This is a genomic window from Inquilinus sp. YAF38 (assembly GCF_052113205.1).
In the GTDB taxonomy this organism is placed as follows: Bacteria; Pseudomonadota; Alphaproteobacteria; order DSM-16000; family Inquilinaceae; genus Inquilinus.
This window is the reverse complement of sequence record NZ_JBFRCU010000026.1, coordinates 19,083-43,977: the sequence shown is the minus strand read 5'-3', so window position 1 is coordinate 43,977 and position 24,895 is coordinate 19,083. Positions and strand designations below refer to the sequence as shown.

Genomic DNA, 24,895 nt, shown 5'->3' with positions numbered 1-24,895 from the left:
GGAGATCAAGGTCACCGGAGCGCTAGACATCGGATCACCTCCTTTCGTTTGTTGCACCTGCGATAAAGGTCGGGCGAATAAGCGGATCTGTCAAGGGCGGGATCGGTCAATGCGCCAGGCCGGCCGCGATATTGACCGCCAGCGCCAGGATCACGGTGTTGAAAATGAAGGACAGCACGCCGTGGCCGAGGGTCAGCCGGCGCATATAGGAATCGGTCACCTGCACGTCCGAGACCTGGGCCGTCATGCCGACGACGAAGGAATAGTAGAGGAAGTCCCACACGCCCGGCTCGTCATCGCCCGGGAATTCCAGCCCGCGCGCATCCCGGCGCTTGCCGTGCTCGCCGCCGGCATTGCCGTAGTAGAGATGGGCGTAGCGGAAGGCGAAGACGGTGTGCAGCGTCGCCCAGCCTAGCGCCACGCCGGCGACCGCCAGGACCAGATGCAGCGGTGCCGGCCTCTGCGCCTGGTTCAGCAGGCTGAAGATCGAGGCCACGCCGAGGCCGGCCGCGATCATCGTGATCAGCACGATCAGCGGCAGGCCCTCATCGTCGATGTCGGCGCGGTGCCGGAACGAGTCGGCCGTCACATGCCTGGCCAGGACCGCGGTCCAGGCGAGATACAGGCCGAAGAAGGCATCGCCGGCGATGACGACGGCGATCGGACCGCTGGCGCTGCCGCCCAAGGCGAACCAGAGCGCCACGCCGAGCAGCGCGCCGGCATAGAAACGGGTGTGGTGCCGCAGATGGTTGCGGATCGGGCCGAGCAGGGCAGCCTCCCTTCGCAGGATCGCTGCCGCGAGGAGGGCATTCCCCTGCCCGGCTGTCCAGTGCCGTTTCGGGCCGCCTAGCCGAACCGCTTGGCCAGCCGCGCCAGTGCTTCGTCCAGCACCGCATCCTGCTTGGCGAAGCAGAAGCGGGCGACGGTCGACAGCGGGGACTCGGCATAGAAAGCCGAGACCGGGATGGCGGCGACTCCGACCTCCTCGATCAGGTGCCGGCAGAAGGCCTGGTCGTCGCCGTTGAAGCCGGTCGAGCCGATGTCGAGATTGACGAAATAGGTGCCGTCGCAGGGCAGCACCGTCAGCCCCAGCCGCCGCAGCCCGGCGGCGAAGCGGTCGCGCTTGCCCTGCAGCTCGGCGGTGAAGCCGTCGTAATAATCGTCGCCCTTGGCCAGGCCATAGGCCACGGCGGCCTGCAGGTTCGGCGGGGTGGTGAAGGTCAGGAACTGATGCGTCTTGCCCAGCAGCGTCGCCAGCGCCGGCGCCGCGGTGACGTAGCCGACCTTCCAGCCGGTCAGCGAGAAGGTCTTGCCGGCCGAGCCGATCTTCAGGCAGCGGTCGCGCATGCCGGGCCGGGCGATCAGCGGCTGGTGCCGCCGGCCGTCGAACACCAGGTGTTCGTAGACCTCGTCGCAGATGACATAGGCGTCCGAGCCCTCGACGAACTCGGCCAGCAGATCCAGCTCGGCCGCGCCGAACACCTTGGCGGCCGGGTTCAGCGGGTTGTTGAACAGCACCGCCTTGGTCCGCGGCGAGAAGGCACTTGCCAGGGCCGCCCGGTCGAATGACCAGTCGGGCGGCGTCAGATGCACGAATTTCGGCACCCCGCCGGCGCGGCGGACCAGCGGCAGATAGGCGTCGTAGAGCGGCTCGAACAGCACCACCTCGTCGCCCGGCTCGATCAGCGCGAACAGCGCCGCCGCCAGCGCCTCGGTGGCGCCGGAGGTGACCACGACCTCGCTGTCGGGATCGACCTCGAGCCCGTAGAAGCGCTTGTCATGCGCCGCCACGGCTTGGCGCAGCTCGGGCAGGCCGAGCATCGGCGGGTACTGGTTCCAGCCGTCGGTGACGGCGGCGGCGGCGACCCGCAGCACATCCTCCGGCCCTTTCCCGTCCGGGAAGCCCTGGCCGAGATTGACCGCGCCGTGCTGCCGCGCCAGCCGGGACATGACCTCGAACACCGTGGTGCCGAGGCCGGAGAAGATGGCGTTTCCGGGCTTCATCTTGGAACTCAGGTCGCCCGTGTCAGTGCCGGGTCGGGGCGTCGTCGAACTCCTCGTCCTCCGGCCCCTCCTCGACCACGTCCAGCATCTCCTCGAACCGGTCGAGCAGGTCGGAATAGTCGCGGTTGGCGCGCAGGAACTTGCGGAACGCCTTGTCGTTGCGGATGTCGGCATCGAACCAGGCGTCGGCGGCGCGCTGATGCTCCGGATGGGCGGAGAGGTGGTAGAAGGCGGCCTGCTCGACGGCGACGATCTCACCCTCGTCGAGAATCTCCAGCACCGCGCCGACATAGGTCGGCAGGCCGGTCAGGAAGGCGATCTCGTTGGCGGCGGCGGCCAGTTCGTCCTCATCCAGCGGCACGTCCGGTGCCTCGCCGGCGGCGGCCGCGGCGGCCTGGGCCGCCTCCTCCATCTTGCGGATCTCGTCGCGCAGCGCGGCGAAGTCGCTGTCGTCGCCGATCAGCGCCTCGTTCGGCGTGCCGCCGATCGCCGCCTCGATCGCCAGCAGCGTGTCGAGCAGCTTGCGCTTGCGCACCACCCAATTGGCCCCGCTGCGGACGTCCTCGGCGATCGACCGCAGCCGCTCCTGCTCATCCGGCGCCATGTCGGCGAGCAGCGATGTTTCGGGCTTGGCAATCGCGGTCACGGCTCTCGTCCTGTCTGTCTCTCCAGTCGCGCCCGGCGGCGCGGGCGCACCGTAACACAAGCCACCTGGCACAGCAGCCCCGCCGATGGCGACGCTTGACCCCTGTCCGCCGCATGCCTATCTGGATCGCGCCATGGCCAAGCTCCCGATCCTGATCGCCCCCGATTCCCGTCTCAAGACCAAAGCGAAGCCGGTCGCCGCGGTGGATGACCGCATCCGCCAGCTGACCGACGACATGCTGGAGACGATGTATGCCGCGCCGGGCATCGGCCTCGCGGCGCCGCAGATCGGCGTGCTGGAGCGGATCATCGTCATCGATGTCGCCGGCAAGGACGAGCCGCCGGCGCCGCTGCGCCTGATCAACCCGGAGATCACCTGGGCGTCGGAGGATCTGCAGACCGCTGAGGAAGGCTGCCTGTCGCTGCCCGAGCAATGGGCCGAGGTGGTGCGCCCGGCCGAGGTCAAGATCCGCTACCTGGACGAGACCGGCGCGCCGCAGGAGACGCACGCGACCGGCCTGCTGGCCACCTGCGTGCAGCACGAGATCGACCATCTCAACGGCGTGCTGTTCGTCGACCACATCTCGGCGCTGCGCCGGAACATGATCCTGCGCAAGGTCCAGAAGTGGAAGAAGGACCACGCCTGACGGCGGTGCCTCTCGCGGCTCCACATTACTTTTCTGTCATTGCCGGGCTTGACCCGGCAATCCAGGGGCCACGAAGAACCGCTCTGGCCGCCCCTGGATCCTCGGGTCAAGCCCGAGGATGACATGATCGGGCAGAGGCTCGCACCCTTGCCCTTCCTACTTTTCCTCCTCCGCATCCCAGTAGCTCGTTCCGCCGATGTTGAGCGTGTCCGGCGCCTTGAGGTCGTCGCCGGGAACGCCGATGCGCAGCCGGGTGACCGTGCCGTCATCGGCCATGAGCTGCAGCGTGTAGCCGTCGAGCCGGTAGCGCCCGGCTGAATCCCGCGACTTCAGCGCGCCCATGGCCGAGAAGCCGTTCTCGTTCGTGACGGCAGCGAAACCGCCCCCCGCGACGCCGACCGAGCCGCCGTCCGGTCCCGTCCCTGCCATGCTCTGCATGAAGAAGCTGCCGCCCTGGTGGCGCTCGAAGGTGCCGTCGGGCCGGAAGACGAGGTCGATGCGCCGGGTGACGCCGCCCTGGAACACGTTCAGGAAGTAGTAGCTGCGGTCCAGCCGGGCGTCGGGTGGGAACGGCTTCAGCACCGTGAAGCTGGGCAGGTCCGCCTTCTCCCCCGCCGCCGCGGACATCACGTATTTGTCGCCCGGCCGCTCCCAGCGCGACCAGTCCTGCGGCGCCCGGCGGCGGACCTGATCGGCGTCGAGATCGGTCGGCGGATAATCGAACTCGTAGCGATAGGCGGTGCCGTCCTTCAGCAGCAGGAAACTCTCCTCGTTGCGGTCGGTGTAGGTGCCGCCGGTCGGGTTCATGCCGACCTGGAACTGCTCGCGGAACAGCACCGCCTCGATCTGGTCGGCCGGGATGCCCTTGTCCGGCCCGGCATTCACCTCCGCCGCATCCGGCGGCCGGTATTCCAGCCCGCCGGCCTCCGGCAGGTCGGAGCGGGCGACCCGCGACGGGTCGTCCAGCAGCCGGCAGTCGGCCAGGTTGAACACCTCGAAGGCATAGACCTTGCTGATGCGGGCGATGACGGTGACGTCCTTGTCCTTCGCCTGCTCGAACCGCTTCTTCTCGGCGTCGTCGGCGAACTCGCAGCTGGCGCTCCAGATCGAGCGCTGCTCTGACAGCCATTGCTGCAGCCGGTCGTCGCCGTCGGAACGGCCGGCGAGGACGATCGGCCCGAGCGTCCGCATCGCCGCGGTGACCGCCTCGACCTTGTCGTCGTCCTTCGCGCCGGGCGTGCGCCGGAACAGTTCCTTCGCGATGACCGAGAGCTGGGCGATCGAGTACAGCGACTTCGGCTTCGGCGTCAGGCCCGTCTCGTCCGGGATGTTCGCCTTGGCGATGCCGCCGGACTCGTCGAGCAGACGGCAGTCGTCCAGCTTGATCAGGTTGAAGTTGTAGACCCGGTCGATCCGGCCCGAGACGACGACGTTGCGGCCGATCTGACGGCCGAACAGCGTTTCCTCGGCATCGTCGGCGAACTCGCAGCTGACCTTCCACAGCGACTGCTGGTCGACCGTCCATTGCTGCAGCTGGTCGTCGTCGACCACCCGGCCTGACACCGCGATCAACCCGATCCGGCCCAGCACGGTGGACACCCAGTCGGTCTGGTCGGTCTCGTCCTTGTCCTGCGGCGCCTGGCGCCACGCCTCCGCCGCCAGGGCCGAAAGCTGGCCGGCGGAATAGAGCGTCTTCGGCCGCGGTGCCGGGCCGAGGAAGGCCTCCAGCACGCCGCGGGCCGGCGCGGCCTTGGTGGCGAGCGCGAAAGTCGTCCCGCCGAATACCGTCGGCAAGGAGCCGCAGGCCAGCGGCATCTTCTGCACCAGAGCGTCGGCCTGCGATTGGAGTGCGGCGTCGAGCTTCAATCGGGCCTTGGCGACAGCGTCGCTCTGCGCCATGACCCGCTCCACCAGCCGCTCCAGCCCGTCGGCGTCGTTCGCCTCGCGCCAGGCCCGCAGTGCCGTCGCATGGGCCGCGGCGCCGGGGGCGTCGATTCGATCGCAGCTTGCGACCATGGCGTGGGCAAGGCCGAGCGGCACGTAGATCGCGGAGATCGCTTCGGCCAGCGCCTTGGAGTCCGGCGATCCGGCCGCCGCGGCGGGTGATGCGGACAGGGTTGCCAGCGATGCGGCGATGACCAGGCCTGCCAGGACTCTCATCCGTTCCTCCCCCCCCGTCGGAGCCGGCGCCAGACTGGCGCGGCCGCGCGGCGGGAGCAAGGCGAAGATCAGGCAGCGCGGGGGCCGTCCCGCAGCCCCTCGCGCATCGCGTGCTCGCCGTCGCGCAGGGCCTGGACATAGGCCGGCAACTCGGGCGACGGGCCCTGCCAGCCGAAGGCGGCGGCGATCTCGGCGGTCGGCACCGTGCCGCCGCGGCGGCGGAACACGGCCTTGACCACGGCATGGGCAGCGACGGCGCCGGTCGCGTCCTCGAAGCTTTGGTCGAGATACAGCCACTTCTCGTCCCAGCCGAGCAGCCGGCTGCGCAGCCGGTAGCCGGCGAAGGCGGCGAGCGAGCGGCGGTAGCGGATGGTCGCCCCGCCCAGCACCGGCGCCCAGCGCCGCCGCCACAGCAGGCCGACCAGCCCGACCCGCAGCATCAGGTCGGTGCGGCCGAGATCCATCACCGTCAGGTACCGGCCATTGTTCATGTGCAGGTTGAAATCGAGGTCGTTCGGCCAGACCCGGAACCGCACCACGCTGTCGTCGAACAGGGTCAGCCGGCGCCCGAGCAGCGCCGCGACCACGACCCGGATGAGGCGGAGGTAGAGGTTCATCGGCCGTGCCTTTCCTGCGTCGGGGTGAACGCCCCCCTCACCCTCCCGTCGCCGACGCGACGGGCCCCTCACTCTCCCCAAGGAGAGGGAAATGAGCGCCGCCTTCACCTCTGCCTGGGGAGAGGTCGAAATCGCGCAGTGATTTCGGGTGAGGGGGCAGCCTGGGACCGACCGCCCCTTCGGGATCAGAACGCCTCGGCGTCGAGCGCCATCAGCGGCGCCTTGCCGGCCATGATCTGGATGAACAGCGAGCCGGTCTCCGGCAGCATGCGCTGGATGAAGAAGCGCGCCGTCTTCAGCTTGGCGTCGTAGAAGCCGGCGCGGTCGCCGGCCTTGGGCGCCTTCTCCAGCGCCAGCTTGGCCATCCGCGCCCACATCCAGCCCAGCGCCACCAGGGCGAACAGCTTGAGGTAGTCGGACGAGGCGGCGCCGGCCTCCTCCGGGTCCTTCAGCCCCTTCTGGGCGATCCAGGCGGTGGCCTGCTGCAACTTGCCGAAGGCCTTGGCCAGCGGGCCGACGAATTCCAGCATCGCCTCGTTCTCCGCCTCCTCGCGGATGAAGGCGTCGACCGGGTGGAAAAAGCTGCGCAGCAGCCGGCCCATATCCTGCGGCATCTTGCGGCCGACCAGGTCGAGCGCCTGGATGCCGTTGGCGCCCTCGTAGATCTGGGCGATGCGGGCGTCGCGGACGAACTGCTCCATCCCCCATTCGCGGATGTAGCCGTGACCGCCCAGCACCTGCTGCGACCGGGTGGCGACCTCGAGCCCCATATCGGTGAAATAGGCCTTCAGGATCGGCGTCATCAGCGACACGAAGTCGTTGGCGTTCTGCCGAACCGCCGGGTCGGGGTGCTTGGTGTAGAGGTCGATGTTGATGCCGACCAGGTAGCCCAGCGCCCGCGCGCCCTCGGCGAAGGCCTTGCCGACCAGGAGGTTCTTGCGCACGTCGGGATGGACGATGATCGGGTCGGCCGGCTGGTCCGGCGCCTTCGGGCCGGAGAGGGCGCGGCCCTGCAGCCGGTCCTTGGCGTAGGCCACGGCGTTCTGGTAGGCGACCTCGGCGATGCCGAGTCCCTGCATCGCGACGCCGAGCCGGGCGGTGTTCATCATCACGAACATCGCCCGCATGCCCTTGTGCTTCTCGCCGACCAGCCAGCCGGTGGCCCCGTCGAGATTCATCACGCAGGTGGACGAGGCCTTGATGCCCATCTTGTGCTCGATCGAGCCGCAGGCGATGCCGTTGCGCGGGCCGGCGACGACCGCCCCGCCCTCCTCCTTCGGCAGGAACTTCGGCACCACGAACAGGCTGATGCCCTTGATGCCCGGCGGGGCATCGGGCAGGCGGGCCAGCACCAGGTGGATGATGTTCTCGGTCAGGTCGTGCTCGCCGGCCGAGATGAAGATCTTGGTGCCGGTGATGCTCCAGGCGCCGTCTGCCGCCGGCTCGGCCCTGGTGCGGATCAGGCCGAGATCGGTGCCGCAATGCGGCTCGGTCAGGCACATGGTGCCGGACCAGGTGCCGTCGGCCAGCTTCGGCAGATAGGTCCCCTTCTGCCGGTCGTCGCCATAGACCTCGAGCGCGTTGTAGGCGCCCTGCGACAGGCCGGGATACATGCCGAAGGACATGTTGGCGGAGGACAGCACCTCCTCGATCACGACGTTCACCGCCTTGGGCATGCCCTGGCCGCCATAGGCCGGGTCGGCCGACAGGCCGGTCCAGCCGCCCTCGGCGAAGGTGCGGTAGGCTGCCTTGAAGCCCTTCGGCGTGATGACCACGCCGTTCTCGAAGCGGCAGCCCTCCTCGTCGCCGGACTGGTTCAGCGGCGCCAGCTCGTTCTCGGCCAGGCGCGCCGCCTCCTCCAGGATGGCGTCGACGGTGTCGGGCGTCGCCTCCTCATAGCCGGGCAGCTTGGGGAGCTGGCCGGCGTCGAGCAGCTCGTGCAGCACGAAGCGGATGTCGTCGAGCGGGACCTTGTAGCTGGGCATTCTCAGATCCTCTCAGTTCCGCAGCGGCTTGCCGGTGGCCAGCATGTGCTCGACCCGGGCGATGGTGCCGGGGGCCCGGACCAGCGCGGTGAACGCTTCGCGCTCCAGCGCCAGCACGTCGTCCTCGGTCAGCTTTTCGGTGATGTCGGTGTCGCCGCCGGACAGCACATTCGCCAGCTTGTCGGAGACGACGATGTCGTAGGGTGTCGCCTTGCCGCTGCGGGCCAGGTCGGCGACCGCCAGGGCCAGCGCGGTCCGCGCGGTCGGGCCCGGCAGCCGGATCTCCTCGGCCGGCTCCGGCGGCTGGTAGCCCTCGGCCAGCGCCAAAGCCCGGGCCTTGGCGTCGGCCAGCAGCCGGTCGCGGTTCATGGTGATGCCGTCATTCGGCCGGAAATACAGCAGCTCCTTGGCCTCGAAGGCCGACTTCGCCACCTTGGCCGTGCCGATAGTCTCGAACACCTGCCCGATCGGCGGCATCGGCCCGCCCGGCCGCTTCGGCTGGCCATAGGCCCGCAGCAGCATCTCCTTGCAGCCGCCCCAGCCGGGGATGAGGCCGACGCCGACCTCGACGAGGCCGCAATAGGTCTCGGCATGGGCCTGGATCGCGCTCGAATGCAGCAGGATCTCGCAGCCGCCGCCCAGCGCCATGCCGGAGGGCGCGGCGACGGTCGGGAACGGCGCGAATTTCAGCGCCTTGTAGGCATCCTGGCCGCCCTTCACCAAGGCCTCGATCTGCGGCCACAGAGCGATGTTGATGCCGAACAGGGCCAGGCCGAGATTGGCTCCGACCGAGAAGTTGGTGCCCTCGTTGTAGATCACCATCGCCTTGTATTTCGACGCGGTGATGCGGATCGCCTCGGCCAGCAGGGCCATGGTCTGGTCGTCGAGGCTGTTCATCTTCGAGGTGAACTCGAAGCAGGTGACTCCGTCGCCGATGTCCCACAGCGCCGCCGATCCGTTCCGGGCGAGCGGCTTGGCGGTGCGCTTGATGTCGGCCAGCAGCAGCACGCCCTCCGGCCGCTTCACCTCGGCATAGTCGCCGCCGGTGGTCAGGTATTGCAGCTTGCCGTCCTGGACCCGGTAGAAGCTGCGGCCCTGCGCGGACTTGAGCAGCGCCGGCACCGGCTTGCCCTGGCTCTCCAGCCAGCCGATCAGCCAGTCGGCGCCGACCTGGTCGATCAGCTCGAACGGGCCGAAGCTCCAGTTGTAGCCGAGTCGCATCGCCTCATCGATCGCGACCACCGTGTCGGCGATCTGCGGCACCAGCCCGGCGGCGTAGGACAGGGTCTGGCCCAGCACCCGGGCGGCGTAGTGGCCGGTCTTGTCGTCGAAGGCGACCAGCGCCTTCAGCCCGCCCTGGCGCGCCGCGTCGACGCCGTCCAGCCTCGGCTTGTCCGACTTCGCCCACGCGCCGGACTTCAGGTCGATGCTCTCCTTCACCCGGCTGCCGTCGGCGGCCTTGCTGAGGCGGTAGAAGCCGCCCTTGCCCTTGCGGCCGGTGTAGCCCTCGGCGATCAGCTTCTCGATCGCCGGCTCGACCCGATAGATCTCGCGGTACGGGTCGTCCTTCGGCAGCGTCGCCAGCAGGCTCTTGGCGATGTGCGGCATCAGGTCGAGCCCGACCAGGTCGATCAGCCCGAACACGCCGGTCTTCGGCACGCCCATCGGCCGGCCGGCCACCGCATCCGCCTCCTCCACCGTCAGGCCGAGGTCGAAGGCGGCGTTGACCGCCGCCTGGATCCAGTAGGTGCCGATGCGGTTCGCGATGAAGCCGGGGGTGTCCTTGCAGTCGACCACGCCCTTGCCGAGGCGGAGGTCGGCGAAGCTCCGGATGCCGGCAACCAGCGCCGGGTCGGTCTCCGGCCCGACGACCAGCTCCAGCAGGCGCATGTAGCGCGGCGGGTTGAAGAAATGGGTGATCAGGAAGCCGCGCCGGAACGCCTCGGACCGGCCCTCGGTCAGGATTGCCAGCGGGATGGTCGAGGTGTTGGAGGAGACCGCCGCCCCCGGCTTCATCACCCGCTCGATCCGGGCATAGAGGTCCTGCTTGACCGCCGGGTCCTCCAGCACCGCCTCGACGATCCAGTCGCAGCCGGCCAGCTTGCCCAGGTCGTCCTCGGTGTTGCCGGGGGTGACCAGCTTCGCCGCCGCCTTCGACATGAAGGGTGCCGGGTCGGCCTTGGCCATGCGCGCCAGCGCCCCCTCGGCCACCGCGTTCCGGTTGGTCGCATCCTTCGGCACGATGTCGAGCAACAGCACCGGCACGCCGGCATTGGCGAAATGTGCCGCGATGCCGCTGCCCATCACCCCGGCGCCGATCACCGCGACTTGCTTGATGTCCATGGTTCAGCTCCCTGGTGCCGCGTCCTCCCCCATTCCCTCTCCGATCGTCATCCCCGCGAACGCGGGGATCTCCTGAAGACCTTGACGGCCCGACTGAAGACCTTGACGGCCCGACGAGATTCCCGCTTTCGCGGGAATGACGAAAAAAGGGGTTTGGGGGCGCGGAAATCGTCAGAAGGTCAGGCGGCCTCGAGCACGGTGGCGATGCCCTGGCCGCCGCCGATGCACATGGTGGCGAGGGCCAGATCCTTGCCCTCCCGCTTCAGGATCGACGCGGCCTTGCCGGTGATCCGGGCGCCCGAGGCGCCGAGCGGATGGCCCAGCGCGATGGCGCCGCCATCGATATTGGTCTTGTCCCAGTCGAGCTCGAGGTCGCGGCCGACCGCCAGCGCCTGGGCGGCGAAGGCCTCGTTCAGCTCGACCACGTCGATGTCCTTGAGCGACAGCCCGGCGCGCTGCAGCGCCTTGCGGCTGGCGCCGACCGGGCCGATGCCCATGATCTCCGGCGCGCAGCCCGACACCGCGATCGACCTGATCCGCGCCAGGATCGGCAGCCCGGCGGCCTTGGCGAAGGCCTCGCTGGTGACCAGCGTCGCCGAGGCGCCGTCGGTCAGCGGGCTGGAAGTGCCGGCGGTCACCGTGCCGTTCTGGTCGAAGGCCGGCTTCAGCCCGGACAGGCCTTCCTGGCTGGTGTCGGGACGGATGGTGCCGTCGCGCTCGACCGTGCCGTCCCTGGTCGCGATCGCCACGACCTCGCCGGCGAAGCGGCCCTCGGCCCAGGCCTTGGCGGCGCGCTGCTGCGACCGGATGGCGAAGTCCTGCTGGCTCTCGCGGGTGATCTGGTACTTCACCGCCAGGTTCTCGGCGGTCACGCCCATGTTGAAATAGGCCTGCGGCATCTCGGCCGCCAGCTTCGGGTTCGGTGCCGGGTTGAAGCCCATCATCGGCACCCGGGTCATGCTCTCGACCCCGGCGCACAGGAAGGCCTCGCCAGCGCCCAGCTGGATCGCCCCCGCCGCCTGGTGGATCGCCTGCATCGACGAGCCGCAGTAGCGGTTGACCGTGACGCCGCCGACCGACTGCGGCAGGCCGGCCAGGAACACGACCATGCGGGCCATGTTGAAGCCCTGCTCGCCCTCCGGGAAGGCGCAGCCGAGGATCAGGTCCTCGATCGCCTCGGGGTCGACCTTGGTCTCGGCCACCAGCGCCTTGATCACGTCGGCGACCAGGTCGTCCGGCCGCACCCGGCGCAGGTCGCCCTTGTTGGCGAAGTGATGCGGCGACCGCTTGAACCCGGCGATGACGACGCTCTTGTCCATGTCAGGATCCTCAGAGTTTCTTGTCGCGGGCCGCGCCCGCGGATTGGGCAGGCGGCTCAGCCTTCCGGCAGCGCGCCTTCCCGCTTCAGGAAGGTGACGATCTCGTCCTCGATGCCCTTCAGGTCCTCGATGGTCTGCTGCACGTCGACCAGCTGCGTCTCGAGGGCGGCGCGTCGGGCCCGGGCGCGGCCGAGGAAGAAGGACATCTGCCCGACCTGGCCGTGCTCACGGTCATAGAGGTCGAGGAACTCCCTGATCTCGGCCAGGGAGAAGCCGAGGCGCTTGCCACGGCAGATCAGCGCCAGGCGGGCCCGGTCGCGATGGCTGTAGATGCGGGTCAGGCCTGCCCGTTCGGGCGACAGCAGGCCTTCGTCCTCATAGAACCGGATGCTGCGCGGGGTGATGTCGAACGCCGCGGCGAGATCGCCGATCGAATAGCTGCGCTGCTCGACCTCCGCCTTCTCCCTGGTCTCCGCCTCCATGGCGTGCCTCCGACCGCGTTGCTGCATGCCGTTTACGTAAACGGAAACTAACGTGGCCGGAAATACGGGTCAAGATCGCAGGCGCTCAGGTGCCGGTGCGCGCCTCCGGCTTGGCCGCGGCTGCCTTGGCCGCCTCCTCCTCCAGCACGGTCTTGCGCGACAGCTTGCCGATCAGGGTCTTGGGCAGCGGCTTGTCGCGGAACTCGATCAGCTTCGGCATCTCGATCGGCGACAGCTTGTCCTTCAGGAACTCGACCAGACCGTCGGCGGTCAGGCTCTGCCCCACGCGCAGCTTGATGTAGGCTTTCACCGTCTGGCCGCGATAGGGGTCCGGCAGGCCGGCGACGATGCATTCCTCGATCGCCGGGTGCAGGTAGATCGCCTCCTCGACATTGCGCGGATAGACGTTGAAGCCGGAGCACAGGATCATGTCCTTGATCCGGTCGACGATGAAGGTGTAGCCGTCCTCGTCCATGATGCCGACATCGCCGGTGTGCAGGCGGCCGTTGCGCAGCACCTCGGCCGTGTCCTCCGGCCGATGCCAATAGCCCTTCATCACCTGCGGCCCGCGGATGCAGACCTCGCCACGTTCGCCGGTCGGCACCAGCGTGACGCGGTCGTCCAGCGACACGAGCTCGATGATCGTCTGCGGCAACGGGATGCCGATCGAGCCGGTCTTATTGACGCCGAACAGCGGGTTGCAGGTGGCGATCGGCGAGGCCTCGGTCAGGCCGTAGCCTTCGACCAGCTTGCAGCCGGTCGCCGCCTCGAAGGCGTGCTTGACCTCGACCGGCAGCGGCGCCCCGCCCGAGATGCAGCGCTTCACCGAGGACAGGTCGTATTTGGCGCGCTCGGGGAAGTTGGCGATCGCGGTGTAGATCGTCGGCACCGCCGGGAACAGCGTCGGCCTCTTCTCATGGATCGTCTTCATGACGGTCTCGAGCTCGAAGCGCGGCAGCATGATGATCTCCGCCCCACCCCAGATCGCCAGGTTCATCGCCACGGTCATGGCGAAGACGTGGAAGAAGGGCAGCACGGCCAGCATCCGCTCCCGGCCCGGCACCATGCCCTCGAACCAGCAGCCCGCCTGCACCGTGTTGGCATAGAGATTGGCATGGGTCAGCATCGCCCCCTTGGGCGTGCCGGTGGTGCCGCCGGTGTATTGCAGCACCGCCAGGTCCTCCTCCGGCGCGATCGCGACCGGGGCGAACCGGCCGTCGTTGCGCACCAGATCGGCCCAGCGCAGGTGCCGGCCGTCCTTCGGCACCTTCGCCACCTCGCGTCGCTTGACGATCGGGAACAGCAGGTTCTTCGGGAAGGGCAGGACGCCCGCCATCGGGCAGACCAGGATCCGCTTCAGCGCGGTGCGGCCGACCAGCGGCAGCAGCTTGCCGTGCAGCTGCGCCAAATCCAGCGTCACCATCAGCTCGGTGCCGCTGTCGTCGATCTTGGTGATCAGCTCGCGCTCGACATAGAGCGGGTTGAAGTTGACCACCACCGCGCCGCATTTCAGCAGCGCGAAATAGCAGATCACGTAATAAGGGCAGTTCGGCAGGAACAGCCCGACCCGGTCGCCCTTGCCGACCCCTGCGGCCTGGAACCCCTTGGCGGCGCGGRCCACCAGGTCGCCGATCTGGCCGTAGCTGACGGTCTTGTCCATGAAGGTGGAGCAGGGGCGGTCGGCAAACTTCGCCACCGCGTCGTCGAGGATGGTGTAGAGAGGCCGCGGCTCGATTGGCCGGCTCCAGTCGATCTTCGGCGGGTACAGCCTGGCCCAGGAATTCGGGCGGTCCGAGGCAAGCGCCTCCGTCATCACGGTCTCCCCACGATCTCTTTCTCGGGCCGCATTGCGGCCTTATCGCATGATGGTGCCGGTGAGCGGAACGGGCCGCAAGGTTGAAGCGAAGCCGGGGCCGTGGTTTAACGGCGCGCCCGACATCAGCAGGTCCCGGATCACCTTGGCCAAGCGCAAGGACAGGAAGCCGCAGCCGCGGCACGTGAGCGACCGCGAGATCGCCCAGCGGCTGCTGCGCAACTACATCCGGCCGCATTGGCCGAAGGTGGCGATGGCGCTGTTCTGCATGGCGCTGACCGCGGTCTCGACCGGTGCCTCGGCCTATGTGATGAAGCCGGTGATCGAGAAGATCTTCACCGACCGCGACGCCACCTGGCTGTGGCCGCTGGCGATCGCGGTGCTGGCGATCTTCGTGGTCAAGGGCGTCGCCGGCTATGCCCAGGGCGTGATCCTGAACAATGTCGGCCGCCTGATCATCGCCGAGCTGCAGGTGCGGATGTTCCGCAACCGGGTCCGGGCCGACCTCGCCACCTTCCACGAGACCACCTCGGGCCGGATGGTCAGCCACTTCACGAACGACGTGCAGTCGATGTACGGCGCGGTGGCGACCGGCATCACCGGCATCGGCCGCGACCTGCTGTCGCTGATCGCCCTGGTCGGGGTGATGTTCTACACCGACCTGGAGCTGGCGGCGGTCACCTTCATCATCTTCCCGCTGACCGTGATCCCGGTGCTGCAGATCGGCAAGCGCATCCGCAAGATCACCGGCAAGACCTTCACCCAGTACGGCTCGCTGAACAACCATCTCGGCCAGGTCTTCCAGGGCATCCGCCACGTCAAGGCCTACAACGCCGAGGAGCGCGAGACCGGCCGCGCCGCCAAGATCATCAACGAGGTCTCGCGGCTGCGGCAGAAGGCGATGCGGATCAGCTCGGCCACCAGCCCGATCCTGGAGATCCTGTCGGGCGTTGCCATCGTCATCGTCATCCTGTACGGCGGCAACGAGGTGGTCTCCGGCTCGCGCACCACCGGCTCGTTCTTCGCCTTCATCGCCGCGCTGCTGATGGTCTACGACCCGCTGCGGCGGCTGGCCAACCTGCACAACACCCTGTCCTCCGGCTTCGCCGCGGCCGAGCGGGTGTTCGAGACGATCGATGCCGTGCCGACGATCCGCGACGCGCCGGACGCGATGACGCTGGCGCAGTGCCAGGGCCGCATCACCCTGACCGACGTGCATTTCTCCTACGGCGCGAAGATCCCGGCGCTGCGCGGGGTCACGCTGGAGGTGCCGGCTGGGAAGACGGCGGCGCTGGTCGGGCCGTCCGGCGCCGGCAAGTCGACCATCCTGAACCTGATCCCGCGCTTCTACGACGCGACCCAGGGCACGGTCGCGATCGACGGCCACGACGTCCGCGGCCTGACCCTGCATTCGCTGCGCGACCACATGGCGCTGGTCAGCCAGGAAGTGACCCTGTTCGACGACACGGTGCGCGCCAACATCGCCTATTCCCGCCCGTCGGCGACGCAGGAGGAGGTCGAGGCCGCGGCCAAGGCGGCGGCGGCGCACGAGTTCATCCAGCGCCTGCCCAAGGGCTACAACACCACGGTCGGGGAGCAGGGGGTGAAGCTGTCGGGCGGGCAGCGCCAGCGCCTGTCGATCGCCCGGGCGATGCTGAAGAACGCCCCGATCCTGCTGCTGGACGAGGCGACCTCGGCGCTGGACACCGAGAGCGAGCGGCAGGTGCAGGCGGCGCTGACCCAGCTGATGGCCGGCCGCACCACGCTGATGATCGCGCACCGGCTGTCGACGGTGCGCAACGCCGACCTGATCTATGTACTGGACCATGGCCGCGTGGCCGAGGTCGGCAGCCATGCGGAGCTGATCGCCAGCGGCGGCCTGTACGCCCGGCTCTGGGCGTTGCAGACCGCCGACGACGAAGATCTGGCCGCAATGGCCGACCCAGCCTGAGGATGCCGATGAGCGAGACCGAGAAGCTGCAGCAGCGCCTGCGCGGGATGCGCTGGTTCGCCGTCTGGGCCCTGATCTTCGGCCTCGGCATCGGCTTCTATGCCGGCTTCACCCTCGGCGTCGACACCGCCCGCGACGCCGCCGCGGTGACGGCGCCGAAGGCGGGCTAGGTCAGGCCGCCACTGTTTCCAGCGCCGGGTAGTCGATGTAGCCGCGGGCGTCACCGCCGTAGAAGCTGGTCTGATCCGGCGGGTTCAGCGGCGCGTTCCGGCGCAGCCGCTCGACCAGGTCCGGATTGGCGATGAACAGCTTGCCGAAGGCGACGAGGTCGGCGCGACCGCTCTCCACCGCGTCGATCGCCAGGCCGCGGTCATAGCCGTTATTCGCGATGTAGCTGCCCTTGAACAGCCGGCGCAGCGCCTGGAGGTCGGCTCCAGGCGGCAGGTCGCGGGTGCCGCCGGTCTGGCCTTCGACCAGGTGCAGGAAGCCGATGCCAAGCCCGCTCAGCCCCTCGATGGCATGGCCGAAGGTCGCCATCGGGTCGCTGTCGGCGATGTCGCCGAAACTGGAGAAGGGCGACAGCCGGACGCCGACCCGGCCGGGCGTCCAGACCCCGGCCACCGCCTCCGCCACCTCCAGCAGCAGCCGCGCCCGGTTGGCGATCGGGCCGCCATAGGCGTCGGTCCGCTGGTTGGTGCGATCGGCCAGGAACTGGTGCAGCAGGTAGCCGTTGGCGGCGTGGATCTCGATTGCGTCGAAGCCGGCCTCGCGGGCGTTGCGCGCGGCCTGGGCGTAGTCGCGGACGATGCGCGGCAGCTCCGCCGTCTCCAGCGCCCGGGGCGCCGAGACCGGGATGAAGCCCTCGCCGTCATAGACCCGGCTGTTCTCGGCGGTGATCGCGGACGGGCCGACCGGGGACGCGCGGCCCGGCTGCAGCACGGTGTGCGAGATCCGGCCGACATGCCAGAGCTGGGCCGCGATCCGGCCGCCGGCCTTGTGCACGGCGTCGGTCACCAGCCGCCAGCCGGCCACCTGTTCCGGGCTATGGATGCCCGGGGTCAAGGCATAGCCCTTGCCCTCCGGCGAGATCTGCGTGCCCTCCGAGATCAGCAGGCCGGCCGTGGCGCGCTGGGCATAGTATTCGGCGTTCAGCGCATGCGGCACGTCGCCGTCGGGCCGGGCCCGGTTGCGCGTCAGTGGCGCCATCACGATCCGGTTCGGCAGCTCCAGGTCGCCGATCCGGGTCGGCGTGAACAGCTTCGGTGCAGTCATCGGTCTCTCCGGTTTAGCGCTCGATTTGGGACCAATCGGTCCATAATTGAGCAAAGAAGATTAAGGGCGGATTAGGACGGCTTCACCGCATCAGCGGCTCGGCGGCGGCCAGCAGATCATCGATCGCGGCGGGCGCGGTGCCAGCCTTGTGCATCACGCAGGCGCCGACCGCGATCGCCAGCAGGCTTCGGGCCCGGGCGGCCATCGCCTCGGCCTCGCCGCCCGCCTGGTGCGCCAGCAGCCCGGCCAGGAACGCCTCCAGACGCTCCAGATGGCGGCGGCTCAACGCCTCGACCTCCGGGTCGTGCGGCGCCAGCTCGACCGTGCTGTTGATCAGGAAGCAGCCATCGCGAGTGCCCCGGGCACCGGAGATCCCGGCGACCGCGACGCGCAAGGCGCGGCCGGGGTCCGGCTCGGCCGCCACTCGCTGCTCCAGCTGCGCGAAGCGCGAGTCGTTGTAGCGTTGGATTGCCGCCAGCAGGACCTCGTGCTTGGAGCCGAAGCTGCCGTAGAAGCTGCTGCGGCTGAGATCCATCGCCCGCGTCAGATCGTCCAGCGACGTCGCCTCGTAGCCATGGCGCCAGAACAGGGCCATTGCCGCGTCGAGCGCGGTGTCCTTGTCGAATTCGCGGGGACGGCCGGGATGGGAAACCATCGCTGAAATATGGACCGCCCGTTCCGGAATGCAAGTCGCGCCGCCTTGCGCCTGGAACTCACGGCTATGCGAAGCGATATGAGAGAGGGGTGGTGGAGGTTATGGATGGCCGGCAACGGTCCGCGATATCAGTTCGACCCGGCGGCGCTGGAGCGCAACCTGTCCGGGTTCGATGACGCCGCCCGCCGGGCGATGGTCGACGACCTGCTCGAGGAGCTGCGCGAACGCGCCGACGCGATCACGGCCGCGGCCGGAGCGGGCGACCGCGAGGCCCTGGCGCTGGAGGCCTATGCCCTGCGTTCCTGCGCCGCGATCTGCGGTGCCCGCACCCTGATCGACCTCGCCGAGTCGCTCGGCGACAAGGGCGGCAGCCGGCCGGGCCGGCCCCAGGAGCTGGCCAAGGTGGCCAGGGCCCGGGTGGCCGAGACCGTCAGGGCGCTGGAGCTGTGGCGGAGCGGCGAGATGGAGCGGAAAGCTGAGGAGGAGTGCTGACCGGCTGGGGCGGGATCGCGTCGTAATCGGCCTCGCCCAGGATCTCGATGCCCTCGATCAGCAGCGCGGCGCGGGCCTCGGCCAGCGCCGGATCGGCCAAAGCATCGCGCAGGGCCGACCGCAGCGCCTCGACCGTGCCGTCATCCACGTCCCGGCGCGTCACCAGGGGCAGGCTGGGCGCGAGCGCGGTCCGGCCGATCACGCGCAGCGCGGCGGTGGCGGCAGGGCGGTGGCGCTGCAGCAGCGCATAGGTGACGCAGTCGATCGCGGCGATGTCAGCCTCCCCCGCCGCCACCGCCGCCACGCTGTCGGCATGGGCGCCGGTGACCGAAGCGGCGCGGAAGAACTGCGGGTCCGGCAGCGCCGCGGCCAACGCGACCCAGCCGGACAGGCTGTCCCAACCATTGACGGCGCAGACGGCGCCGCGGAAATCCGCCAGATCCTCGCCCCGCGCGTCCGCACGCACTATCAGCACGCTGCGATAGCGCGGGCCGTCGCAGCCCGGCGCGGTATAACGAGGCGTCGCCACCAGCCGCAACCGGTCGCGGTAGGTCCGGACATAGGGGTTGCCGCAGGTCTGGCTCAACAGCAGCGCCGGATCGGCCCACAGCTGGTGCACCGCCGGGCCGCGGCTCAGGGCCGGTGGTGCCGCGATGCCCGCAACCGCCAGGCGCGCGGCAACCGCCGCCCACAGCGCATCGGTGGCCCAGCGGATTTCCGGCAGATCGTACATTGGCAAGCTGGCCGTACCGGGCACGGCCCCGGTCGCGACCGTCACCGGGCGCGCCGCTCGGCGTCGAAATCCGGATGCACCGGCTCGTCGACCGGGCGGAACAGGTAGCGCTTGGCGATCTCGCCATAGCCGCGATACAGCCCCGCGCCGCGCGCGGCGACGCCGGCGGAGTCATTGGCGGCGGCGAAGCGCGGCAGCCGGTACCAGGCCAGGCCGGGACGGGCGTGATGCGCCACATGCAGGTTGTTGTTGAGGAACAGCAGCGAGAAGAACGGCCCGGAGGACACCACGGCAGTGCGCAGCCCTTCCGGCCCGGCGCGGTGCTCGGCGAAGGAGCGCAGCAGCGACAGCGCGGTGCCGGCGTAGCAAGTGGCGACATAGAGGATCGGCGAGATGCCGAACCCGATCGAGACCACGGCCAGCACGGCGGCGGCGCCGGCCAGATGCGCCGCCCAGACGACCCGCACCTTGCGGTCATGGCGCAGCTTCGGCAGCTCCTCCGCCCACAGCCCGTACCAGGCCAGGGCCGGGCCGATCAGGAAGCGGCCCAGCAGCGTGCGGTTGAAGCGCAGCACCGCCCGCCCGGCCGGGCTGAGCGCCGACCAGTGGTCGTCGGTGACGTAGTAGCTTTCGGGATCCTCGACCGGCGAGGTCAGATGCGCGTCGCGGTGATGGTGCAGGTGCAGGTCGCGATAGGAGGCGTAGGGCAGCCACAGCGACAGGGGTGTCCAGCCGATCGCCGTGTTGATCCGGCGCGACCGGGTCGGGTGGCCATGGATGGTCTCGTGCTGCAGCGACCCGTACCAGGCCAGCAGCACCGCGCCGATGGCGATGAACAGCGGCGCCGGCAGTGCCGCGTGGAACCACAGCAGCGCCGCCCAGCCGCAATACACCGTGACGGCCACCGCCCAGGTCGGTCCTTCGAAATTTGCTCGCTTCACCGTGTCCGCCATGTGGATCCCCATCCGCAGGGCTTCACGGTCTCGTAAATCATTCATATCGGGCAATGCGATAATGCGCACGAAACAACGCGGTTGGTGTACTATCATCCAAACTGTTGCGAACTCGCACAATTTGTTTTGGAAACCCCGCAATGGCGCAGTCCCGCCACGACATGATCGAGACCTTCCGCGCCCGGCTGGAGGAGATCATCGCCGCCTCCGGCCAGAGCCGCAGCGCCTTCGCCGCCGCGGTCGGCATGGACCGGTCGACCCTGTCACAGATCCTGTCGTCGGCGAATGATCGGCTGCCGCGGGCCGAGACCCTGGCGGCGATCGCCGCCGCCCGCCAGGTCAGCATCGACTGGCTGCTGGGGCTGAGCCAGCGCGGCCCCCTCTCTGCCGACATCCTGCCGGAGCGGCTGGCGATCGAGCGCGACGCGCAATGGGCCGATGACGAGCGGCTGATCGCCTGGCACCGCGAGGCGATCGGCTACAAGATCCGCCACGTCGCCACCACCCTGCCCGACATCCTCAAGAATCGCGACGTGATCCGGCATGAACTGGCGCATTTCGCCGGGGCGGGGCCGGAGCAGCGGATCGAGACCGCGGCCGCCCGCCTGGCCTATCAGCGCCGGCCGGAGACCGACATGGAGGCCTGCAACTCGATCCAGGCGATCGAGGGCTTCGCCCGCGGCGAGGGCATCTGGCACGACCTCGACAACGAGGTCCGGGCCCGCCAGCTCGATCACATGATTGCGCTGGTGGAAGAGCTGTACCCGACCTTCCGCTGGTTCTTCTATGACGGCCGGCAGCACTATTCCGTGCCGGTGACGGTGTTCGGGCCGCTGCGGGCGGTGATCTATCTCGGCGGCATGTACTTCCTGTTCAACTCGACCGAGCACATCCGCGCCCTGTCCGAGCATTTCGACAGCCTGATCCGCGGCGCCATCGTGCAGCCGCCCGACGTGCCCAAGCTGCTGCGCCGGCTGCGGGCAAGGCTGGGATAGGCCGTCGTCAGCCGGAGGCTGCGGCGCGCATCGCGGCCTCGATCACCTCGGCGTCGCCGTCGCAGATCGCGAACAGGCCGAAGCGCAGTTGATAGCCCCAGTTCGGCCGGCCGGCCGTAAACGCCAGGGTGTCCAGCAGCGGGTGGACCGGGGTCTCCCCGACATCCTCCCAGGCCACGGCCCGGCGGTAGGGCTGGAAACCGTTTCCCAGATCCACATCGTAGGGCCCGTCGTCGATCACGGAGCCGATGGCGGTGAAGGCCTGCAGCCGGTCCTTTCCGCCGAACGTCCCGGTCGGGGAATAGTAGATCACCCGGTCGCCCCGCCGGATCCGACGCAACGGTGCGGCCTTGCCGTGGCAGACCTGCATGAACCCGCCCTCACGGCCGCGGCGAACATGCTCCGTCGACGCGACGGCAATCCAACATCCGCTCATGTCCACCTCCTGCATTAGTGAGACGGATGATACGCAGCAGATGCTGCCAGTTTCCGGCAGCAGCGATCGGTCGGTCTCAGCCATCCAGACGCGCCGCTCGCTCAACGCTGCCATGTCGGACTTTTGTGCACCACAGCGGCGCCGGACGTTCTATATTTGATCCTCCTCCGACCGATTCCGTTGCCCGAGAGGCGTCGCCATGGGCGAGCGCGCGCATCCTGCCGTCCCGGCGATCACGCCGGCGATGATGTTCCTGATGGCGGTCGCCTGCGGCGCCATCGTCGCCAACCTGTACTACGCCCAGCCGCTGATCGCGTTGATCGCGCCCTCGGTCGGGCTCGGCACCGTCGCCGCCAGCCTGGTGGTCACCCTGACCCAGATCGGCTACGGCGTCGGGCTGATCCTGCTGGTGCCGCTGGCCGACATGGTCGAGAACCGGCGACTCGTCGTGCTGACCCTCTCCGGCACCGTGGTCGCCCTGCTGATCGCCGCCCTGGCGCCGAGCGCCGGGATCTTCCTGTTCGCGGCGCTGCTGATCGGCCTCAGCTCGGTCGCGGCGCAGATCCTGATTCCGATGGCGGCGCATATGGCGCCCGACGCGATCCGCGGCCGGGTCGTCGGCAACATCATGAGCGGCCTGCTGCTCGGCATCCTGCTGGCGCGGCCGGTCGCCAGCATGGTGGCTGAGCTGTTCGGCTGGCGCGCCATCTTCTTCCTCTCCACCCTGCTGATGGCCGGCCTGCTGGCGGTGCTGGCCTGGCGCCTGCCGCAATACCGGCCGGCGCCGGGCCCGGGCTACGGCCAGGTGCTGCGCTCGCTGGCCACGCTGTTCCGCCATACGCCCATTCTGCAGCGCCGCGCCGCCTACCAGGCCGCGCTGTTCGCCGGGTTCAGCCTGTTCTGGACCGCGGTGCCGCTGGAGCTGGCCGGCCCGCGCTTCGGCTACAGCCAGGCCGGCATCGCCGTCTTCGCCCTGGTCGGCGCCGCCGGCGCCCTGGCCGCGCCCCTGGCCGGCCGCATCGCCGACCGCGGCTGGACCCGGCCGGCCACCTTCGGCGCCCTGGCCTCGGTCGCCGTCGCCTACGCCATGGCCTGGGCCGGCGGCGCCGCCGGGTCGGTGGTGCTGCTGGCCGCCGCCGGCATCCTCCTGGATTTTGGGGTGCAGGCCAACATGGTGCTGGGCCAGCGCGCCATCTACGCCCTGGCGCCAGAGGCGCGCGGCCGGATGAACGGGCTCTACGTCGCCAGCGCCTTCGCCGGCGGCGCCATCGGCTCCGCCATCGCCAGCGGCACCTTCAGCTCGGGCGGCTGGTCGCTGGTCAGCTGGATCGGCCTCGCCTTCCCCGCCGTGGCGCTGCTGCTGTATGCGACCGAGCTGTTCTGCCGCCGGCCGGTGCCGCGCCTGACCGCCGGCCTCGGGGGCGGCCCGGACCGGAGGAGCCGACCGTGACCGACATCGCCGATTCCTGGTGGCGGAATCTCCGCCGCACCCGGCCGGATCTCGGCCTGCCCGAGCGCTATGACCTCTGGTATTTCGGCGACAGCGAGGCGCTGGCGCGGGAGCTGCTGGATTTGGTGCTGGCCGGTACCAAGACCGCCACCGCCGGTCTGGTCTGGGGCGCCGACGCGGCCGGCACGCCGAAGCCGGGCGGCCACAGCCTGATCACCGACTTCGCCGGCACGCCGCATTGCGTCCTGCAGACGGTCGAGGTGCGGGTGCTGCCCTTCGACCGGGTCGACGCCGCCTTCGCCCGTGACGAGGGCGAAGGCGACCGCTCGCTCGCCTCCTGGCGCGAGGCGCATTGGCGCTATTTCGGCCGCCGCTGCGCCGAGATCGGGCGCCAGCCGGCGCTCGACATGCCGGTGTTCTGCGAGCGCTTCCGCCTGGTCTATCCGGAGCCGCGCCGATAGCTCAGCCGCGGCCCTCGGCCTCCCAGTTCAGCCGCTTGCGGTAGATCGTCGAGGCGCTGATGCCGAGCAGCGCCGCGGCCCTCGGCACATTGCCGTCGCAGGCCGAGATCGCGTCCTCGATCGCATCCTTCTCGATCATCCACAGCGGCCGGACCGAGGGCCCCTTGCCGTTCGGGACGGCCGGCGGCTGGGCCGCCGGGCGGCTGGGCTGTGCCGCCGGGATCAGGGTCCGGACCGGCGACGGCAGCATCGCCCGGGTCACCAGCGGCCCGTCATGCAGCACGACGATGTTGCGGATCACGTTCTGCAGCTGGCGGACATTGCCCGGCCAGGCGTAGCGCTGCAGATCCTCCGCCACCTCGAGGTCGAAATCGCCGAAGCTCTTGCCCTCCTCCGCCGCGTAGTCGTGCAGGAACTGGTGGGCGATCAGCAGCACGTCGTCCTCGCGCTCGCGCAGCGGCGGCAGGGTCACCGGGATCACCAGCAGCCGGTAGTACAGGTCCTCGCGGAACCGGCCCAGGCGCACCTCCTCGGCCGGATCGCGGTTGGTGGCGCAGACGATGCGCAGATCGACCTTGCGCTCGCGGCTGCCGCCGACCGCCGTCACCTGCCCGGTCTGCAGGAAGCGCAGCAGCTTGGTCTGCAGCTCCGCCGGCAGCTCGCAGATCTCGTCCAGGAACAGGGTGCCGCCATCGGCCCGCACCGCGGCGCCCTCGCGGTCGGCCACCGCGCCGGTGAAGGCGCCTTTCACATGGCCGAAGATCTCCGATTCCATCAGGTCGCGTGGGATGGCGCCGCAGTTGAGCGCGACGAAAGGGTGGTCGCGCCGCGGGCTGCGGCGGTGCACGGCCTCGGCGCACAGCTCCTTGCCGGTGCCGCTCTCGCCGGTGACGAACACCGTGGCCTTCGACGCCGCCGCCGAATCGATGATCCGGTACACCGCCTGCATCGCCAGCGACCGGCCGATGAAGCCGTAATAGCGGTCGCGACCGAGATCCTCGCGCCAGGCTTCGACCTCGCGCTGCAGCCGCATCCGCTCCAGCGTGTTGCGGACGGTCACCGTCAGCCGGTCGCCGGGGAAGGGCTTGACCAGGAAGTCGAAGGCGCCGAGCCGCATCGCCTCGACCGCGATGTTGACCGAGCCATGGGCGGTGATGACGATCGCCGCCACCGGGATCTGCTGCTCGCGGATATGCTGCAGGATCTCCATGCCGTTCATGTCGGGCAGGTTCAGGTCGAGCAGCACGGTCGCATAATGCCCCTGCGCCAGCGCCGCGAGCGCCTCGGCCCCGGTCTCGGCGTGATCGACGGCGATGCCGGCCTTGGCCAAGGTCTCGATGTACAGCCGCGCCAGCGCCGGCATGTCCTCGACCAGGAGCACGGAAGCGGAGTCGGCCGCCTGCGGATCAGCGAGGGGCGCCATGGCGACATCGTGGCCGAGGGAGGCATCCATCTTCACAATAGCCCGCAACAAGAATTCGT

At 69.5% G+C, this 24,895-nt stretch carries 23 protein-coding genes; 7 read left to right on the top strand and 16 right to left on the bottom strand.

Annotated features, from left to right (window positions below):
• Window positions 1-106: 106 nt before the first annotated feature.
• The 3 genes from AB4Z01_RS14095 to AB4Z01_RS14085 form a co-directional block, all read right to left on the bottom strand.
• On the bottom strand, window positions 107-703 hold the full coding sequence (locus tag AB4Z01_RS14095) for a DUF1345 domain-containing protein (protein WP_441694578.1): 597 nt from the start codon (window positions 701-703) through the stop codon (window positions 107-109).
• A gap of 143 nt (window positions 704-846) precedes the next feature.
• Window positions 847-2,004, bottom strand: coding sequence for an aminotransferase (locus AB4Z01_RS14090; RefSeq protein WP_441694576.1), 1,158 nt, complete (start codon window positions 2,002-2,004; stop codon window positions 847-849).
• A 22-nt stretch (window positions 2,005-2,026) separates the two neighbouring features.
• Window positions 2,027-2,650, bottom strand: a complete 624-nt coding sequence (locus AB4Z01_RS14085; RefSeq protein WP_441694575.1) for a hypothetical protein — start codon at window positions 2,648-2,650, stop codon at window positions 2,027-2,029.
• 133 nt (window positions 2,651-2,783) lie between these two features.
• Here AB4Z01_RS14085 and def point away from each other — a divergent pair, with 133 nt between their 5' ends.
• Window positions 2,784-3,296, top strand: a complete 513-nt coding sequence (def, locus tag AB4Z01_RS14080; protein WP_441694573.1) for a peptide deformylase — start codon at window positions 2,784-2,786, stop codon at window positions 3,294-3,296.
• 156 nt (window positions 3,297-3,452) lie between these two features.
• Here the strand turns inward: def and AB4Z01_RS14075 are convergent, their stop codons facing one another.
• The 7 genes from AB4Z01_RS14075 to AB4Z01_RS14045 all read right to left on the bottom strand — a co-directional run bounded on the left by AB4Z01_RS14075 (window position 3,453) and on the right by AB4Z01_RS14045 (window position 14,015).
• Window positions 3,453-5,456 (bottom strand): hypothetical protein, encoded by a 2,004-nt coding sequence (locus AB4Z01_RS14075; RefSeq protein WP_441694571.1) that lies wholly within the window; start codon window positions 5,454-5,456, stop codon window positions 3,453-3,455.
• Window positions 5,457-5,524: 68 nt separating this feature from the next.
• Window positions 5,525-6,073 carry a thioesterase family protein gene (locus AB4Z01_RS14070; RefSeq protein WP_441694569.1) on the bottom strand — a complete coding sequence of 183 codons (549 nt, stop codon included), beginning with the start codon at window positions 6,071-6,073 and terminating at the stop codon, window positions 5,525-5,527.
• 185 nt (window positions 6,074-6,258) lie between these two features.
• Window positions 6,259-8,058: an acyl-CoA dehydrogenase C-terminal domain-containing protein gene (locus AB4Z01_RS14065; protein WP_441694567.1), complete on the bottom strand. Its 1,800-nt coding sequence runs from the start codon at window positions 8,056-8,058 to the stop codon at window positions 6,259-6,261.
• Window positions 8,059-8,070: 12 nt separating this feature from the next.
• Window positions 8,071-10,401, bottom strand: coding sequence for a 3-hydroxyacyl-CoA dehydrogenase NAD-binding domain-containing protein (locus AB4Z01_RS14060; protein ID WP_441694565.1), 2,331 nt, complete (start codon window positions 10,399-10,401; stop codon window positions 8,071-8,073).
• A gap of 179 nt (window positions 10,402-10,580) precedes the next feature.
• Complete coding sequence (locus AB4Z01_RS14055; protein WP_441694563.1) at window positions 10,581-11,720, bottom strand: thiolase family protein; 1,140 nt, start codon at window positions 11,718-11,720, stop codon at window positions 10,581-10,583.
• 56 nt (window positions 11,721-11,776) lie between these two features.
• Window positions 11,777-12,202, bottom strand: a complete 426-nt coding sequence (locus AB4Z01_RS14050; protein ID WP_441694562.1) for a MerR family transcriptional regulator — start codon at window positions 12,200-12,202, stop codon at window positions 11,777-11,779.
• 85 nt (window positions 12,203-12,287) lie between these two features.
• Window positions 12,288-14,015: a long-chain-fatty-acid--CoA ligase gene (locus tag AB4Z01_RS14045; protein WP_441694561.1), complete on the bottom strand. Its 1,728-nt coding sequence runs from the start codon at window positions 14,013-14,015 to the stop codon at window positions 12,288-12,290.
• Between the two features lie 61 nt (window positions 14,016-14,076).
• Between AB4Z01_RS14045 and AB4Z01_RS14040 the strand changes: the two genes are divergently transcribed.
• Both AB4Z01_RS14040 and AB4Z01_RS14035 read left to right on the top strand, forming a co-directional pair.
• Window positions 14,077-15,966, top strand: coding sequence for an ABC transporter ATP-binding protein (locus tag AB4Z01_RS14040; RefSeq protein WP_441694559.1), 1,890 nt, complete (start codon window positions 14,077-14,079; stop codon window positions 15,964-15,966).
• A gap of 8 nt (window positions 15,967-15,974) precedes the next feature.
• Window positions 15,975-16,136 (top strand): hypothetical protein, encoded by a 162-nt coding sequence (locus AB4Z01_RS14035; protein WP_441694557.1) that lies wholly within the window; start codon window positions 15,975-15,977, stop codon window positions 16,134-16,136.
• Between the two features lies 1 nt (window position 16,137).
• On the opposite strand, the gene AB4Z01_RS14030 is transcribed toward AB4Z01_RS14035, so the two are convergent.
• Window positions 16,138-17,238 (bottom strand): alkene reductase, encoded by a 1,101-nt coding sequence (locus AB4Z01_RS14030; RefSeq protein ID WP_441694555.1) that lies wholly within the window; start codon window positions 17,236-17,238, stop codon window positions 16,138-16,140.
• 82 nt (window positions 17,239-17,320) lie between these two features.
• A complete protein-coding gene (locus AB4Z01_RS14025) occupies window positions 17,321-17,893 on the bottom strand; it encodes a TetR/AcrR family transcriptional regulator (protein WP_441694554.1) in 573 nt (190 codons plus the stop codon).
• Between the two features lie 105 nt (window positions 17,894-17,998).
• On the opposite strand from AB4Z01_RS14025, the gene AB4Z01_RS14020 reads away from it, so the two are divergent.
• Window positions 17,999-18,385, top strand: coding sequence for an Hpt domain-containing protein (locus AB4Z01_RS14020; protein WP_441694552.1), 387 nt, complete (start codon window positions 17,999-18,001; stop codon window positions 18,383-18,385).
• Here the strand turns inward: AB4Z01_RS14020 and AB4Z01_RS14015 are convergent.
• Complete coding sequence (locus tag AB4Z01_RS14015; RefSeq protein WP_441694550.1) at window positions 18,324-19,118, bottom strand: phosphate/phosphite/phosphonate ABC transporter substrate-binding protein; 795 nt, start codon at window positions 19,116-19,118, stop codon at window positions 18,324-18,326. The two genes, AB4Z01_RS14020 and AB4Z01_RS14015, sit on opposite strands and share 62 nt — an antisense overlap.
• A gap of 41 nt (window positions 19,119-19,159) precedes the next feature.
• Window positions 19,160-20,071 (bottom strand): fatty acid desaturase, encoded by a 912-nt coding sequence (locus tag AB4Z01_RS14010; protein ID WP_441694548.1) that lies wholly within the window; start codon window positions 20,069-20,071, stop codon window positions 19,160-19,162.
• 140 nt (window positions 20,072-20,211) lie between these two features.
• Here AB4Z01_RS14010 and AB4Z01_RS14005 point away from each other — a divergent pair, with 140 nt between their 5' ends.
• Complete coding sequence (locus AB4Z01_RS14005; protein ID WP_441694546.1) at window positions 20,212-21,066, top strand: helix-turn-helix domain-containing protein; 855 nt, start codon at window positions 20,212-20,214, stop codon at window positions 21,064-21,066.
• Between the two features lie 7 nt (window positions 21,067-21,073).
• On the opposite strand, the gene AB4Z01_RS14000 is transcribed toward AB4Z01_RS14005, so the two are convergent.
• Window positions 21,074-21,502 carry an EVE domain-containing protein gene (locus AB4Z01_RS14000; protein WP_441694544.1) on the bottom strand — a complete coding sequence of 143 codons (429 nt, stop codon included), beginning with the start codon at window positions 21,500-21,502 and terminating at the stop codon, window positions 21,074-21,076.
• 199 nt (window positions 21,503-21,701) lie between these two features.
• Here AB4Z01_RS14000 and AB4Z01_RS13995 point away from each other — a divergent pair, with 199 nt between their 5' ends.
• Entirely contained in the window at window positions 21,702-22,952 is a 1,251-nt protein-coding gene (locus AB4Z01_RS13995) for an MFS transporter (protein ID WP_441694542.1), read from the top strand.
• A complete protein-coding gene (locus tag AB4Z01_RS13990; protein ID WP_441694540.1) occupies window positions 22,949-23,413 on the top strand; it encodes an ASCH domain-containing protein in 465 nt (154 codons plus the stop codon). The genes AB4Z01_RS13995 and AB4Z01_RS13990 overlap by 4 nt, the downstream gene beginning before the upstream one ends.
• 1 nt (window position 23,414) lies before the next feature.
• On the opposite strand, the gene AB4Z01_RS13985 is transcribed toward AB4Z01_RS13990, so the two are convergent.
• Window positions 23,415-24,836 carry a sigma-54-dependent transcriptional regulator gene (locus AB4Z01_RS13985; RefSeq protein ID WP_441694633.1) on the bottom strand — a complete coding sequence of 474 codons (1,422 nt, stop codon included), beginning with the start codon at window positions 24,834-24,836 and terminating at the stop codon, window positions 23,415-23,417.
• Window positions 24,837-24,895 lie beyond the last annotated feature (59 nt).

Excerpts from the sequence above, each read along its gene's own strand:
- AB4Z01_RS14090 (WP_441694576.1), bottom strand. The coding sequence starts at position 2,004 with ATGAAGCCCGGAAACGCCATCTTCTCCGGCCTCGGCACCACGGTGTTC.
- def (WP_441694573.1), top strand. The coding sequence starts at position 2,784 with ATGGCCAAGCTCCCGATCCTGATCGCCCCCGATTCCCGTCTCAAGACC.
- AB4Z01_RS14075 (WP_441694571.1), bottom strand. The coding sequence starts at position 5,456 with ATGAGAGTCCTGGCAGGCCTGGTCATCGCCGCATCGCTGGCAACCCTG.
- AB4Z01_RS14070 (WP_441694569.1), bottom strand. The coding sequence starts at position 6,073 with ATGAACCTCTACCTCCGCCTCATCCGGGTCGTGGTCGCGGCGCTGCTC.
- AB4Z01_RS14065 (WP_441694567.1), bottom strand. The coding sequence starts at position 8,058 with ATGCCCAGCTACAAGGTCCCGCTCGACGACATCCGCTTCGTGCTGCAC.
- AB4Z01_RS14060 (WP_441694565.1), bottom strand. The coding sequence starts at position 10,401 with ATGGACATCAAGCAAGTCGCGGTGATCGGCGCCGGGGTGATGGGCAGC.
- AB4Z01_RS14055 (WP_441694563.1), bottom strand. The coding sequence starts at position 11,720 with ATGGACAAGAGCGTCGTCATCGCCGGGTTCAAGCGGTCGCCGCATCAC.
- AB4Z01_RS14050 (WP_441694562.1), bottom strand. The coding sequence starts at position 12,202 with ATGGAGGCGGAGACCAGGGAGAAGGCGGAGGTCGAGCAGCGCAGCTAT.
- AB4Z01_RS14035 (WP_441694557.1), top strand. The coding sequence starts at position 15,975 with ATGAGCGAGACCGAGAAGCTGCAGCAGCGCCTGCGCGGGATGCGCTGG.
- AB4Z01_RS14030 (WP_441694555.1), bottom strand. The coding sequence starts at position 17,238 with ATGACTGCACCGAAGCTGTTCACGCCGACCCGGATCGGCGACCTGGAG.
- AB4Z01_RS14025 (WP_441694554.1), bottom strand. The coding sequence starts at position 17,893 with ATGGTTTCCCATCCCGGCCGTCCCCGCGAATTCGACAAGGACACCGCG.
- AB4Z01_RS14020 (WP_441694552.1), top strand. The coding sequence starts at position 17,999 with ATGGCCGGCAACGGTCCGCGATATCAGTTCGACCCGGCGGCGCTGGAG.
- AB4Z01_RS14015 (WP_441694550.1), bottom strand. The coding sequence starts at position 19,118 with ATGTACGATCTGCCGGAAATCCGCTGGGCCACCGATGCGCTGTGGGCG.
- AB4Z01_RS14010 (WP_441694548.1), bottom strand. The coding sequence starts at position 20,071 with ATGGCGGACACGGTGAAGCGAGCAAATTTCGAAGGACCGACCTGGGCG.
- AB4Z01_RS14005 (WP_441694546.1), top strand. The coding sequence starts at position 20,212 with ATGGCGCAGTCCCGCCACGACATGATCGAGACCTTCCGCGCCCGGCTG.
- AB4Z01_RS14000 (WP_441694544.1), bottom strand. The coding sequence starts at position 21,502 with ATGAGCGGATGTTGGATTGCCGTCGCGTCGACGGAGCATGTTCGCCGC.
- AB4Z01_RS13995 (WP_441694542.1), top strand. The coding sequence starts at position 21,702 with ATGGGCGAGCGCGCGCATCCTGCCGTCCCGGCGATCACGCCGGCGATG.
- AB4Z01_RS13985 (WP_441694633.1), bottom strand. The coding sequence starts at position 24,836 with ATGGCGCCCCTCGCTGATCCGCAGGCGGCCGACTCCGCTTCCGTGCTC.